At 46.3% G+C, this 12,868-nt stretch carries 13 protein-coding genes; 6 read left to right on the top strand and 7 right to left on the bottom strand.

Annotated features, from left to right (window positions below; all coding sequences use genetic code 11):
• Positions 1 to 18 precede the first annotated feature (18 nt).
• The 6 genes from GF401_06460 to rpmE form a co-directional block, all read right to left on the bottom strand.
• Positions 19 to 375 carry a hypothetical protein gene (locus GF401_06460; GenBank protein ID MBD3344687.1) on the bottom strand — a complete coding sequence of 119 codons (357 nt, stop codon included), beginning with the start codon at positions 373 to 375 and terminating at the stop codon, positions 19 to 21.
• A gap of 49 nt (positions 376 to 424) precedes the next feature.
• Positions 425 to 1,528, bottom strand: coding sequence for a tetraacyldisaccharide 4'-kinase (gene lpxK / locus GF401_06455; protein ID MBD3344686.1), 1,104 nt, complete (start codon positions 1,526 to 1,528; stop codon positions 425 to 427).
• Positions 1,459 to 2,370, bottom strand: coding sequence for a peptide chain release factor N(5)-glutamine methyltransferase (gene prmC / locus GF401_06450; protein ID MBD3344685.1), 912 nt, complete (start codon positions 2,368 to 2,370; stop codon positions 1,459 to 1,461). The genes lpxK and prmC overlap by 70 nt, the downstream gene beginning before the upstream one ends.
• A 23-nt stretch (positions 2,371 to 2,393) precedes the next feature.
• Positions 2,394 to 3,464, bottom strand: coding sequence for a peptide chain release factor 1 (gene prfA / locus GF401_06445; GenBank protein ID MBD3344684.1), 1,071 nt, complete (start codon positions 3,462 to 3,464; stop codon positions 2,394 to 2,396).
• Positions 3,461 to 4,426 (bottom strand): DUF1385 domain-containing protein, encoded by a 966-nt coding sequence (locus GF401_06440; protein ID MBD3344683.1) that lies wholly within the window; start codon positions 4,424 to 4,426, stop codon positions 3,461 to 3,463. Before GF401_06440 ends, prfA begins: the two co-directional genes overlap by 4 nt.
• A 169-nt stretch (positions 4,427 to 4,595) precedes the next feature.
• Positions 4,596 to 4,808 carry a 50S ribosomal protein L31 gene (rpmE, locus tag GF401_06435; protein MBD3344682.1) on the bottom strand — a complete coding sequence of 71 codons (213 nt, stop codon included), beginning with the start codon at positions 4,806 to 4,808 and terminating at the stop codon, positions 4,596 to 4,598.
• Positions 4,809 to 5,074: 266 nt separating this feature from the next.
• Here rpmE and GF401_06430 point away from each other — a divergent pair, with 266 nt between their 5' ends.
• Complete coding sequence (locus tag GF401_06430) at positions 5,075 to 7,330, top strand: TonB-dependent receptor (GenBank protein MBD3344681.1); 2,256 nt, start codon at positions 5,075 to 5,077, stop codon at positions 7,328 to 7,330.
• Between the two features lie 56 nt (positions 7,331 to 7,386).
• Here the strand turns inward: GF401_06430 and GF401_06425 are convergent, their stop codons facing one another.
• Positions 7,387 to 7,929 (bottom strand): hypothetical protein, encoded by a 543-nt coding sequence (locus GF401_06425; GenBank protein MBD3344680.1) that lies wholly within the window; start codon positions 7,927 to 7,929, stop codon positions 7,387 to 7,389.
• 228 nt (positions 7,930 to 8,157) lie between these two features.
• Here GF401_06425 and GF401_06420 point away from each other — a divergent pair, with 228 nt between their 5' ends.
• The 5 genes from GF401_06420 to GF401_06400 all read left to right on the top strand — a co-directional run bounded on the left by GF401_06420 (position 8,158) and on the right by GF401_06400 (position 12,766).
• The gene (locus tag GF401_06420) at positions 8,158 to 8,340 is read left to right on the top strand and encodes a hypothetical protein (GenBank protein ID MBD3344679.1); all 183 of its coding nucleotides are present in this window, start codon (positions 8,158 to 8,160) and stop codon (positions 8,338 to 8,340) included.
• Positions 8,341 to 8,403: 63 nt separating this feature from the next.
• Positions 8,404 to 8,982, top strand: a complete 579-nt coding sequence (locus GF401_06415; GenBank protein MBD3344678.1) for a guanylate kinase — start codon at positions 8,404 to 8,406, stop codon at positions 8,980 to 8,982.
• 68 nt (positions 8,983 to 9,050) lie between these two features.
• Complete coding sequence (locus tag GF401_06410) at positions 9,051 to 11,225, top strand: FHA domain-containing protein (GenBank protein ID MBD3344677.1); 2,175 nt, start codon at positions 9,051 to 9,053, stop codon at positions 11,223 to 11,225.
• Between the two features lie 31 nt (positions 11,226 to 11,256).
• Positions 11,257 to 12,375: a protein kinase gene (locus GF401_06405; GenBank protein ID MBD3344676.1), complete on the top strand. Its 1,119-nt coding sequence runs from the start codon at positions 11,257 to 11,259 to the stop codon at positions 12,373 to 12,375.
• Between the two features lie 37 nt (positions 12,376 to 12,412).
• Positions 12,413 to 12,766, top strand: coding sequence for a YraN family protein (locus GF401_06400; protein ID MBD3344675.1), 354 nt, complete (start codon positions 12,413 to 12,415; stop codon positions 12,764 to 12,766).
• The last annotated feature ends 102 nt before the right edge of the window (positions 12,767 to 12,868 follow it).

Genomic DNA, 12,868 nt, shown 5'->3' with positions numbered 1-12,868 from the left:
GCAATTGATTGAGGTGTCTTAAAACTCTGCTGTTTTTTGCCTTTGAATAAACACAAATACGCCCCCAAACGTTCCGGCAATCATTATGAGCAACAAGGTGATCGAAAGAACCGGAAATCCACTCTGATCGCTCACAACTTCGCCGGCCCTGCGTTCAATCCAGCCGACTTTGTTCTTGACTTTGACCTGGAACCATGATGTTCCGGAATAGACCAGCTCAAAATGATCGCCCTTTTTCGCTTGCATAATTATTTTGGATTGGGGATCAAGAAACTCATAGACATTCGCAAAGGGTTCGGTCACCCGGACAAACTGGCCCTCTTCTGCGTAGAGGGATGTAACTATGGCGAACGCCATGGAAATTAGGCACGTCAAGAAGGCTCCCTTCTTCATGCAACAACCTCCTCTAATTTTGCAACTAACCTTATAAATTAGTGAGAATCAAGTCGTTAAAATTTTTTTCTTCAGCTGCATTAAAAAATGCAAGCCCTATTTTAAGATACCAAATTGCCGGGCAATTTACAAGATTTAGCTCTTTTATACGGCATGAATCTTTTTCGGTGGTGATAATTCCATCACAATTGTCCGCTATTGCCCCGCTAATCTGTTCGGCAGAAAAGATATGGTGGTCGTCGAATCTGGAAATTGAAACAGGCTTAACCCCCTCCTTTTCTACTAATAATATAAACCTTTCTGGCCGTGCAATGCCAGAAATAAGTGAAGGATTTTTGCAGGGAAGCTTTTTGGAGGACTCACCGGTCTGGCAGTTAACCCATTCCTCTGCAGCCTGATAGAGCATAAAAACAGAGCTGTTTTTCGTAATTTTTATGATTTCATCTCTTGTCTGCTGCAGTAATTCCCGCTCTTCCGGCGTACCGATCAAACATATTACCTGCGCACGGTTGCTGTTTTCCAGCGGCTCCCGAAGGAAACCAAAGGGGATCATGTTTTCCTTTTCCACCCCTGTAGGGAGGGCGATGATATCCAGGTCCCGGTGGAGCTTTCTGTGCTGAAAACCATCATCGAGGATAAACACCGAATTTTTTGGAGTGATAGCGGAGAGAGCGTGGGCATTTTTCACTCTGTCTTTGCCGATACCAAGCCATGCTGAAGGAAGTCGATTGCGAAGTAAAGAAGGTTCATCACCGATAGCTTCCCATGATGCATCCATGGAGGGGGTAACAATAACATTCTTCGAATATTTCCGTTTATAGCCACGGCTGAGAAAAATCTCCTGATGGCCCTGGGCATGAATGAATTCTCCTATCCGAAGGGCTAAGGGGGTTTTCCCCGATCCTCCCGCGGTCACCGATCCCACACTGATTACCGGCCGGTCAACAATATGAGTGATGACGTTGAGCCGGTCGTATGCTTTGTTGCGCAGGTGAACAGTGATACGGTAGAGTAACCCGGGAATGAACGTGAGAAAGTTTTTCTTAAAGGGTTGTATCGACACTCTCAACCTTTCTTTGCGGCAACAACTCTGTCTCTTCCGGCCAAGTCCTGAACGCAGCGTATGTCGTGCCATCCTGCATCAGTGAAAATCACTGTAACCTGTTCTTTTTGTGTTGCTCCGATTTCAAAATATATCGATCCATGTTCTTTAAGGAGGGGTAAGGCTAGGTTGGCCATCCTGCGGTAATAATCGAGTCCCTCCTTACCACCGAACAGGGCGATAGAGGGCTCATAATCGATCACACTTCGATCCAGTTCCGGAGCTTCATGAAGCGCAATATAGGGAGGATTGCAGACTATGAAATCGAAGGTTGCCGCGGGGGTGAGCGCGGCGGTCAGATCGGTGCAGAGGAGTGCAGCGTGATTACCAAGGTTTTTGTGTGCGACACGGAGAGCGGGAAAGGAGATATCGGTTCCGATACCATACCATGAAGGTCGTTCTTTGACAAGTGCTCCGATTATGGTTCCCGGCCCCGTTCCTGTATCCAGAAAAAACGATCCCTCATCGGTCTCATTGTCGAGGATCGTCTCGACAATGACTTCCGTCTCGGGGCGGGGGATAAGGACATCGGAGGTAACGGTAAACTCCCGGTTGTAAAAATATGCAACTCCCAGCACATATTCGATCGGTGTTCCCCTCAGGCGTTCTGCGACATATTTTTTAATTCGTTTTTCGGTGGCATTATCGATCGTGCAGTCTCCCGCACAATAGAGGTCCGACCGCGAACAGGAGAGAACATGCTCGAGCAATAACTCAGTCTCATACCGTGCCCGTTCACCCGCCACCGGAAGGAGCGCTTTGTTAACAGAGTGTAATATTATGTTCAAGGTCATGGGGAAAGGGGGATAAAGGTTCAAGGTGGAAGGTCGAAATTCGAGGGGAGAGGACAGAGGGCCCAGAACGAACAGAACCATTTATCATTGTTTTTTCTCTATCGCTATACCTTAACGACCTTAATTCGTTCGTTGAGATCGGCATTGGTGAGAGCGTCGGTGATTTCTTCGAGGTTACCGCCCATGATTGAGTCGAGTTTGTAAAGAGTAAGGCCGATCCGGTGGTCGGTAACCCGTCCCTGGGGGAAATTGTAGGTGCGGATTTTTTCACTCCGGTCGCCGGTTCCCACCATATTGCGGCGCGTTGCGCTCTCTTTGGCTTCCTTTTCCTTCAATTTCATGTCGTACAGACGGGTTTTGAGAACCTTCAGTGCCTTGGCTCTGTTCTTATGCTGTGATTTTTCATCCTGACAGGTCACCGTCAGACCGGTAGGCTCGTGGACAATCCGTACCGCCGAATCGGTGGTATTGACACTTTGGCCTCCGGGACCGCTCGAACGATAGACATCGATACGAAGCTCGTTGGGATCGATCTGCATCTCGAAATCACCAGCCTCGGGAAGAACAACAACCGAGGCCGCCGATGTATGAATTCGGCCCTGCGATTCGGTCTGAGGAACCCGTTGCACCCGATGAATACCCGATTCGTATTTCAAACAACCAAAGACCCCTTCACCGCTGACCATAAAAACGATTTCCTTGATACTGCCAATTTCGCCGTAGCTGGAACTGAGTATCTCCTGCTTCCACCCTTTCTGCTCAATAAAATGGCTGTACATGCGATAAAGATCCGATGCGAAAATACCAGCTTCAACACCGCCGGTTCCGGCCCTGATTTCCATAATCGCATTCTTAAGATCGTTTGGATTTTTGGGAACAAGGAGATACCGGACCCTCTGTTCCAGCTCGGGAAGGTTTTCTTCAATCTGGGCCCGTTCTTCCTGGGCCAGTTCAAGAAGCTCCCGGTCGGAGTCGTTTTCAGTCAGTTCCTTTGCTTCCTGGTACCGCTCGAGAGTTTTCAGATATTCGTTAAATACAGGAAGATTTTTGGCGATCGAATTATACTCTCTTCCGTACTTTTCCATGAGCCCGGTATCACCGATAACCTCCGGTGATGCCATGAGCTCTTCAAGTTCTTTATGACGAGCCAGAGTCTTTTTTACTTTATCTCTCATATAACTGCCTTTAATGCCCTTGATGCAATTTCCAGTTGATGATTATCAGGTTCACGGGTGGTAATATGCTGCAGCCACAGTCCCGGTAATACCAGTACATTGAAAGGAAATAGGTGGCGAAAACGATCGGAAAGTTTCAGCACTTCATAGGATATCCCCGAAATCAGTGGGACCAGGCTCAGGTGGACTATCAGACGAAGCCAGATCGGATAGCTGGATTCGAGAATGTACTTCAGAATGAGTGCATCGATTACCGAAAAGAGCAGAATGCAGACCAGCGAGACGAGAATAATGAAACTCGTTCCACACCGTGGGTGAAAGGTTTTGTAAGGTCCCATGTTTTCGATAGTCAATTCTTTGCCGTCCTCAAAGGCAAAAATTGCCTTGTGTTCGGCGCCATGATATTCGAACAGACGGCGGATATCTTTCCATAGGCTGATTCCAAGAAGGTAACCGAGAAAAAGAATAATTCGAATAGTTCCCGCCCCCAAATTAAAAGCAAAAGCGCTTTTTTCGAATCCCAGCAAAGTCAGAACAAGCATGGGAAGGTACATGAAAAGAAATATCGAAAGGCCGAAGGCAAAGACAAATGTACCAATCGATGCCATGGTATCTTTCCAGCTCCGCTCTTCTTCGCTTTTTTCTTCTTCATAGGCAATCTCTGCCGATCGGGTGAGTGCTTTGTAGCCCAGCTTGAGCGATTCGAAAAGGCTTATCGCCCCTCGAAAAACCGGCAATTTCAAAAACTTGTATTTCCGGGCCACCGAAACAAAGGAAAAAGCTTCAAGTACAATCTCACTGTCCGGCTTTTTAACCGCCCATGAAACTTTCGACTTGCCACGCATCATAACACCTTCGATTATCGCCTGCCCGCCGACTTTGCTCTTTTTTGGCTTTGAAACTGCCTGCACCGTACCGAATACCAGCAAATGAAAATATCCGGCAACCTTTTTTAAGAACATACCATATCCTTTGAAAAAATCGGATTAATGTGTCATTACTCGATCAGGCCGGAATGACGCCTGAAATCGTTCATAGGAACCTGAGTAGTCACTTAAATTATTATAATAAAGAATGGGCGAAAAAGGCATACACCAGCCCTTTCCGCCCGTAATTATTTTCTGGGTTCAGCTATGATTCTTTTTTTGCTTTTTCATAGCGCTTGCGGAAACGTTCTACCCGTCCGGCTGTATCCACAAGTTTCTGCTTCCCGGTGTAAAAGGGGTGACACTTGTTGCAGATTTCGATATGCATGCTCTTGGATGTGGATCGGGTTTCGATAACATTGCCGCAAGAACAGGTGAACTTCGTAGGATCATATTTGGGATGAGTTTTTGCTTTCACAATGGCCTTCCTCTATCGTTTTATTATGCTTTTTCGAACCTTCTAATATACAATCGTAAATGTTGCCAGGTCAAAGAAATCTGCCGTCAAAAATACTGATCACAAAATATTAGCGGTATTTATTCAGATAAACAACCACTTTTAAAAAAAAATCCTGTTTTATATATATAACGTAAAAGAAGCTATTATATTTTAATTAGCGGGCACTTAATTATGCCGCAGGGTTAATGAATTACCTCTCTTAAGAAGAAAAATCACCGGAAAAAATGAACAATTCTCTTAAAAATACTTTTTTCGTGACTATGGCTGTCCTGCTTCCTTTTCCCGGGCTCTGTATATCCGGCGAGATTCATACCGACAGCATTGAACATAAAGATACTCTGGCTATGCAGGAACAGGAACAGAAAATAACCGATCTGGATAAAATTGTCGTTACCGCAACCCGAACCAAAAGGAAGATTTCGGAGACGCCGGCGAGTGTCACGACGATTTCTGAAGATGAAATCGACCTTTCACCGGCCAGAGACGTTAACGATTTGATACAGCATGAAACCGGTGTTCAACTGAAACGGCTTGCGGGTATTGGTGAAGGAGTGCCGTCGGATATAATCATGCGTGCAATTCCCGGCTCCTATGCCGCCACCCGCGTGCTGGTTCTCGTGGATGGTATCCCTACCAATGTGTCCGGAACCCCCTTCCTTATTATCAATGAGATCCCCCGTAATGCTATTAAGCGCATAGAGATTGTCAGAGGGCCATACTCCTCACTTTATGGAGCCAATGCCTTTGCCGGATGTATCAATGTGATTACGGTTACCGGTGATGGGCCTCCATCTCACAGGGTATATTTTGAAAACAGCTATCCTTTTACCGTGGCAAAAAAGGTTTTCGATGATGATAATCACCAATCCACAAAAACTATCCTGAAAAAGAGCGCCCGGGAAACCTACTGGAACATCGAAGCGCAGAGTAACGGCGGAAACGAGGACTTCGATTACCTGGTTTCGGGCGGATTCCGCAATACCGGCAATTATCTTGTTAATGACAGTGCATTTCGTAAAGGTCCCTATGAAGAGTATCGTATTCCTGCCGAAAATTATGATTATCGGGATTTCCGGCTGTTCACAAAGGCGGGGTACCGGATCAACGACCGTGTTCGGCTCGAGTTCCATGGGAGATATTTCAACAGCAACCTGGGTTTTGGAAAAACCAAGGCAATTCCCGATACACATGATGTTGTCACTGAGGGCGAAAAATTTCTTGTTGGTCCCCGGTGTAAAATCAGGGCTGCCGATTGGCTTGACCTGAAGATCGGGGGGTATTACCGGAAAACAAAGGGAGATTTCTTTAATGAATGGAGCGGTTTCCCCGATGATATGGTTGATGGAACTATTGCAAGTGTATGGAGCTCTTATTCGGATGACTGGATGGTTGAAGCTCAGGGGATTTTTACCCTTGGGCGGTCTCATATTGTCACTGCCGGTGTTGAAAATCTCTGGAACACGGTTTCATTCGGCGCCGCTCGGGAACGGGAAACAGGCCGGCTCGCCTATAAGGCATACAGCGTTGATAAGGGGATCGTAAATTTCGGCGCCTATCTCCAGGATGAAATATCCTTTGGAAAAATTATCGATATAGTGCCGGGGATACGTTTCGATTATCACTCATCCTTTGGCAGCGCCTTTTCTCCGAAACTAGGCATCAATTATAAGCCTGTAGATCATCTGCGGTTTCGTCTCTCGGCCGGTCGGGCGTTCCGGGCGCCTGCATTCAGCGAACTCTTTATGCCGGTATTGCTTCTCAACGATGATTCCAGGATTATTTCCAATCCCGAACTGAAGCCGGAGAACCTGTGGGCTGTCGACGGCGGTATCAGTGTCTTTCCGATTTCTTCGCTGACCCTGAGCCTGGGTCTTTTTCACAACTGGATGAGTGATCTGATACTTCCCAATCCCGACCCTGAAAATTTTTCATGGGGCAAGGATAAGAATGATATTGTTGTCGCGGTCACCCACCGGAATATCTCCGAAGCCTGGTCCAAGGGGATTGAAGGGGAGCTAACGTGGGCTTCGGTGCCCTGGTTCATGCCTTTTCTGAATGGTGTTTACCAAACCTCGTGGGATGAAGAATACGATTATCCCCTCGATTATATCCCCAAAACCATGATTAATTTCGGATGGCGCACCAGGAAACAATTCGGCAATGTTTTTATTGAAGGCTCTGTAGCCGAAGGCTATGTTGGGGAGCGGTACTATCTCGACTGGGAAAATAACGATATACAACAATGGCTCGGAGAAGACAGTATGATTGTTGTTGGCAGCGATGGGCTTGTTCTGGATAACGTCCCCTCCGATACTCTCAAGTCCTACTGGCGGACCGATGTAAAACTCAGTGCAGAATTCGGAGAACGATACCGGATCGACTTTGTCGCCACCAACCTTTTCAATGCAACCATACTTGAAAGCAAGGGAACGCTCTCCCCGAAACGATTTGCTTCCATCGGATTTGGTATTGCCTTTTAGACAAATCGTCTTCTATACACTTTTCTCATAAACCTTTCGTTCCCTTTTCTTTAATGTTATTCCCCTTTATACCATGCGTATATCTGATAGCTCGAATCGATCTCGAAATTGACATACATATAGACATCCCGGGGGACGATATCACCCATTGCGGGAAAGGTGTCCTGCCATGTTCCCACAAACTCGGGTAGTGCGGTGGAGGATTGAGGAGTATGGGTTTTGGAAAATGTCAGTGAAATATAGCCGAACATGGGGTCGGAAACGTCTATACCAAATGCCTCGGCAATCGGCGCAAGGTCGGTGATCCTGATTGACCAGAGACCGGTAGTGGCATTAATATTGATCGGCACGCCGGATGGTTCGGTCGGACAGGGACCGTATACCAGCGAATCGACCCCGGAAGTTGTGTCATAGACAGCACATACTTCTGAATGAAGAAATACCGAATCGGTGGTAGATGTCCAGGCGCCGGTGTTGACTATAGCGGTATCGGTCGTGGTTGGAGATGCTTTTGCCGGGTTACCATCATCATCGCCACAGTTCATCAATAAAATAAAAACACCCAGGATCGCAGTGCAGAGTACAATAGTCCCTTTCATTGCCGACTCCTTTCAAAAAAGTGGTTGATCTTTCAATTTATATAATATACTCTATCCTGTTTGAATTCGGAATGAAAAGCTGCTCAATATTTTTGCAGGTAAAATACGGATTTAGCCTTCACCGAACATGCCATAAAACTATTTTATACATATATGATCTTACATTATGTAATTGCATTCTCTTCCTTTGTGGTGATGTTTATTTTGTTTCTTGTGATCAGCAAGACAATGAATAATATCATCAATCACCTCTCCAAATCGCAGTATTTGCTCTTAAAGGAGAAAGATTTTGCCCAGCGGGAGCTTGAAGTTCGCAAAATGATCGAAGAGCAGACTGAAGAAGACCGTAAGAAGCAGGAAGAACGGGACAAGCTGGATGAAGATAATTCCGGGGAATCGAATGAGGAGTAGCACCGGGATTCGCTCACCTTTTTCATCCACAGGCATGATTTCATTTACCAAGGCGGATACTCATTGAGTTCTAAAGGAAAAATATTTGTTGTTTCGGCCCCATCAGGTGCGGGGAAAACAACGCTTCTCAATTATCTCAAAGCAGCCATACCAAATATGGTCTATTCCATTTCGGCCACAACCCGGAAGCCACGGGCCGGTGAAGTCGATGGTATTCATTATTTTTTCCTTTCTGATGAGGAATTTAAGAAACGTATCGAAGACAATGAATTCGCCGAATGGCAGGTCGTTCACGGCAATTATTATGGGACACCAAAGGGGTTTGTCGACAGGGTTACCGGTTCTGGAGATCATATTATCATGGACATCGATGTTTATGGGAAGAAAAAATTTGATGTTGTCTATCCTGAAGCCGTGGGCATACTCATTTTGCCGCCTTCACTGGAAGTTCTGGAACGCCGCTTGCACAAAAGAGGGACCGACAGCGAAGAAACAATCAGTATCAGGTTGAATAATGCCAGAAAAGAGATTGAGTTTGCCGAAAAAGAGGGCAAATATGAATATACTGTGCATAACGATAAACTTGAAGATGCACAAAAGAAGTTGATCCAAATAGTCACAAAGGAAATCGAGGGAAAATAGAGGCCCCCCGCAGGTTCCATGCCCCAGGCAACGTGTGTTAATGTAAATCCCGGTTTTTAAAACGGTTTATGTCTTCAGAATCAACCAGGCCGCAAACATTTCCTTTCCCCTTAACCGGCGGCGTCATCACAATCGGCCGGGATCCATCCTGTGATATCATCGTTGACGGCATGGGTGTCTCACGAACTCATGTAAAAATCGACTTAACCGGCCCTGTGCCGGTATTGAACGACCACGACAGCTCTTTTGGTACCTTTGTCAATAATTCACAGGTAAGAATGCATACCATCAGTGACGGCGATGTGCTTGCGGTAGGAATTGCCGTTTTTGATATCTCTCTGAACGATTCGACACTCATTCTGGCACGGCGATATTCGACAGATCCTGAAGATCGTACATTCGTGAGGCAAATAAAAGATCGGCAGATTACGATCGGCAGGGATGGCAGCAACGATATCCAGATAAATCATCCACTGGTATCGCGGTTCCATGCACGGATGAGCATGAACGACGAGGGGCAGTATTCTATCACCGACCTTCGAAGCAATAACGGCACTTTTGTTAATGGTAATCCTGCGCAGAATATTGTACTGTCCAAAGATGACATAATTCAGATTGGTCCCTACCGATTCTTTTTTATTGACGGCCGTTTGATGCAGACCGATGACTTTAACCGTGTCAAGCTCGAGGTGGTAAACATTACTGTTCGCACTCAAAAATCCGTGCTTTTGAATAATGTATCCTTTGAAATATATCCGGGAGAATTTGTTGCTGTTCTGGGACCTTCAGGTGCGGGAAAAACCACCCTTGCTCAGGCCCTTACCGGCCGGATCCCGTTGCAGGACGGCAATATTTTTTATAACGGCCTTCCCTTAAAACGCTTTTTCAAGGCATTCCGTACCAGCGTAGGATATGTAGCCCAGGAGAACCTTCTTCACCGGGAATTAACGGTGCTCGAAACATTCAGAGAGCAGGGCATTCTGCGCCTTCCCAGAGACAGTGCCGAAATCGAGCGTCTGGACAGGATCAACGAAGTAATGGATCTTTTAGAGCTGCGAAGCGCCGCCAATCGCCGTATCTCGAAACTCTCGGGAGGAGAAGCAAAACGAGTCCACCTCGGCATAGAGCTTCTTTCTTCACCAACCCTGATTTTTCTTGATGAACCTCTTGCCGGACTGGATCCTGCATTGATCAAACGGTTTATGCTTCTATTCAAAAAAATATCAGATAAAGGGCATACTCTGATTATTACAACCCATCTTCTGGAGCAGATCGATCAATGTGACCGAATTATCTTTATGAACAAAGGTACGCTGGAATTCAACGGATCGCCCGGTGCTATTATCGATGAGCTGGGAGTCGATTCAATTGCCCAGGCCTACGAAGTTACAAAAAAATCAACAGCACCAATGGAAAGCAGGCCGGTAAAGCGACTTACGAGGACCTCCGAAGGGGTCGATCAGCAAATGCTTCGAAAAGATCAGAAAGAGGTTCGGTTTTATCATCCCAAATCGGCCTCCTTTTTAAAACAGCTGGGAATGCTGGTGATCAGATATGCCAAAGTACTGGCACGGGATGTCCGTAATCTCGGGCTTCTTTTTCTTCAGCCGGCACTCATTGCTGTTTTACTCGCCTTTGTTTTTTCCAGGGATATGAATTTCCTTCCCCTTTCCTTTTATTTCTGTCTTACTATTTCGGCTCTCTGGTTCGGCGGAATGAATTCTGTTCGTGAAATTGCCGGCGAATGGCTCTGTTTTGATCGGGAATACAGTGTTGGTTTATCTATTGGCGCCTATATCCTTTCCAAAATAGTGGTTTTGGGCCTATTTGCCGTTATTCAAGCACTGGTATTCAGTGGTTGTCTCTTTTTGATTTTTGAAAATATCAATCAAACATTGAGCACTGTTCTGCTGATCATTACCGCTTCCTGTGGAGGAGTGTTGTTTGGTTTGTGTATCAGTGCCTTTTCCGGTAATGTACGGCAGGCGATCAGCTGGCTTCCGATCATATTGATTCCTCAGATTTTTTACTCGGGGATTCTGATCCCTTTCGACAGAATGACTGCGCCGGGACGGTTTTTGTCACTCTTAACCGTGTCAAAACCGGTATTTACCCTTTTCAAGCGCCAGGCCATGCTGGAACAATCGATCTGGCTCTGGACCGAATGGCGCTCACTCTTCTGTCTCTTTGCAGGATTAATTATTTTAATGGTAGTCTCGATCCGTTGGCGACGGATTATATAATATTCAACCTGATCGAAATGTGTGATTTGTCATGAGTAAAGAGCACCCGATAGATAAATTCGACTGGATGCCTGAACGAATCGGGCACTATAAAATTCTTGGCATGCTCGGTATGGGAGGAATGGGCGCCATCTATAAGGCCGAACAGGAACCTCTGAACCGTATTGTCGCGATGAAAGTTCTTCTCCCGGTGACCTCAAAAAGTGAAGAATCCATGATGCGGTTCGAAATTGAAGCAAAAGCGATATCCATGCTCCAGCATCAGAATATTATCAATATTTATGAGTATGGCATCGAAAACACCTATCGCTATTTTGCCATGCAATATGTGGACGGCAAAAATCTGGCTCAGCGTATCGCCGAGAGAAAGAGTATGCCCTATTCGGATATTATCGACATTTCCAAGCAGATATGCAGGGCATTGCGGTATGCCCACGAAAAAAATGTAATCCACCGTGATATCAAACCGCAGAATGTCCTTATTGATAAAAGCGGTACGGTGCTTTTGAGTGACTTTGGAATCGCTAAAATATTTACCCACAACACCATAACCATGACCGGTGTCGCTGTCGGCACACCCGAATACATGTCTCCTGAGCAGGCTGAGGGGAAAACTCCCGATGTTCAGACAGATATCTATTCTCTGGGGATTGTGATGTATGAGATGGTGACCGGGCTCCCGCCTTTTACCGGAGACAATGCCGTTGCCATCGCCTACAAGCAGGTTCATGAATTACCCCCGCCGCCCTCGGCAAAACGAAAAGATATCCCCAAGCGGCTTGAGCTTATTATTCTCAAGGCCCTCAAAAAAGATAAAAAAGAGCGGTACCATTCAATTACCGAAATGCTCGAACACCTGGACTCGGTCGATATCGATGAAAAGATCGAACGGCCCACTCTGTCGATTTCCGGGTTCAAGGTGAAAGCAAAAAGTTACCATAAGGGCGATACGGTTGTCGACAAGCGGATTACCGACCGGAGAAGCGGTGACCGCCGGCGACATCGAAGCACCATGTGGGGGGTTCCGTGGTGGGCGGTCCCTTTTCATACCGAATTCTGGATCGAGACCTGGAATAATCAATGGCTCTCACTGGTCCTTATCGGTGCCCTGGCCATGCTTTTCCTGTTGCACATCTTATCGGGACATTGAGTTACGGGTTCACCACTCGACACGCTGAACAAAAATTATGCCGGAAAATACCCGAAAAAAAGGACGGGCCGCCGAAAATCAGGCAGCGGAGTATCTGATTTCTGAAGGATATCAGATTGTTACCCGCAATTATCAGACCCGGGGGGGAGAGCTCGATATTATTGCAGAAGACTCCAGGGGAGTGCTTGTTTTTGTTGAAGTCAAGGCGTCATTTGGTCCGGGGTACGGCAATCCACTCTTCCGGGTTTCACGGGCAAAACAACGAAATCTGATCAGAATGGCCAGATGGTATCTGATGGAACACGAAATAAAAGACAAGCCCTGCCGGTTTGATGTTATCGCTTTTCAGAAAGACAAGGTCGATCACCTGAAGAATGCTTTTTTAGCCTGAACGGTACTCCTGTTTCAGATAAGTAAATCGAGCTTTATAATTACCGGCCATACTATTCTTCGAGTCAAAGGCAGTGATTGTCGGGAAATATACAAGACTCAC

It is taken from the genome of Chitinivibrionales bacterium (genome assembly GCA_014728215.1).
Taxonomy (GTDB): Bacteria; Fibrobacterota; Chitinivibrionia; order Chitinivibrionales; family WJKA01; genus WJKA01.
Note: the sequence above shows the minus strand (reverse complement) of the source record. Positions and strands in the feature narration are given on the sequence as shown.

Excerpts from the sequence above, each read along its gene's own strand:
- GF401_06440 (MBD3344683.1), bottom strand. The coding sequence starts at position 4,426 with ATGTTCTTAAAAAAGGTTGCCGGATATTTTCATTTGCTGGTATTCGGT.
- prmC (MBD3344685.1), bottom strand. The coding sequence starts at position 2,370 with ATGGTTCTGTTCGTTCTGGGCCCTCTGTCCTCTCCCCTCGAATTTCGA.
- lpxK (MBD3344686.1), bottom strand. The coding sequence starts at position 1,528 with ATGGCACGACATACGCTGCGTTCAGGACTTGGCCGGAAGAGACAGAGT.
- GF401_06420 (MBD3344679.1), top strand. The coding sequence starts at position 8,158 with ATGAATAATATCATCAATCACCTCTCCAAATCGCAGTATTTGCTCTTA.
- GF401_06425 (MBD3344680.1), bottom strand. The coding sequence starts at position 7,929 with ATGAAAGGGACTATTGTACTCTGCACTGCGATCCTGGGTGTTTTTATT.
- GF401_06430 (MBD3344681.1), top strand. The coding sequence starts at position 5,075 with ATGAACAATTCTCTTAAAAATACTTTTTTCGTGACTATGGCTGTCCTG.
- GF401_06410 (MBD3344677.1), top strand. The coding sequence starts at position 9,051 with ATGTCTTCAGAATCAACCAGGCCGCAAACATTTCCTTTCCCCTTAACC.
- GF401_06400 (MBD3344675.1), top strand. The coding sequence starts at position 12,413 with ATGCCGGAAAATACCCGAAAAAAAGGACGGGCCGCCGAAAATCAGGCA.
- prfA (MBD3344684.1), bottom strand. The coding sequence starts at position 3,464 with ATGAGAGATAAAGTAAAAAAGACTCTGGCTCGTCATAAAGAACTTGAA.
- GF401_06405 (MBD3344676.1), top strand. The coding sequence starts at position 11,257 with ATGAGTAAAGAGCACCCGATAGATAAATTCGACTGGATGCCTGAACGA.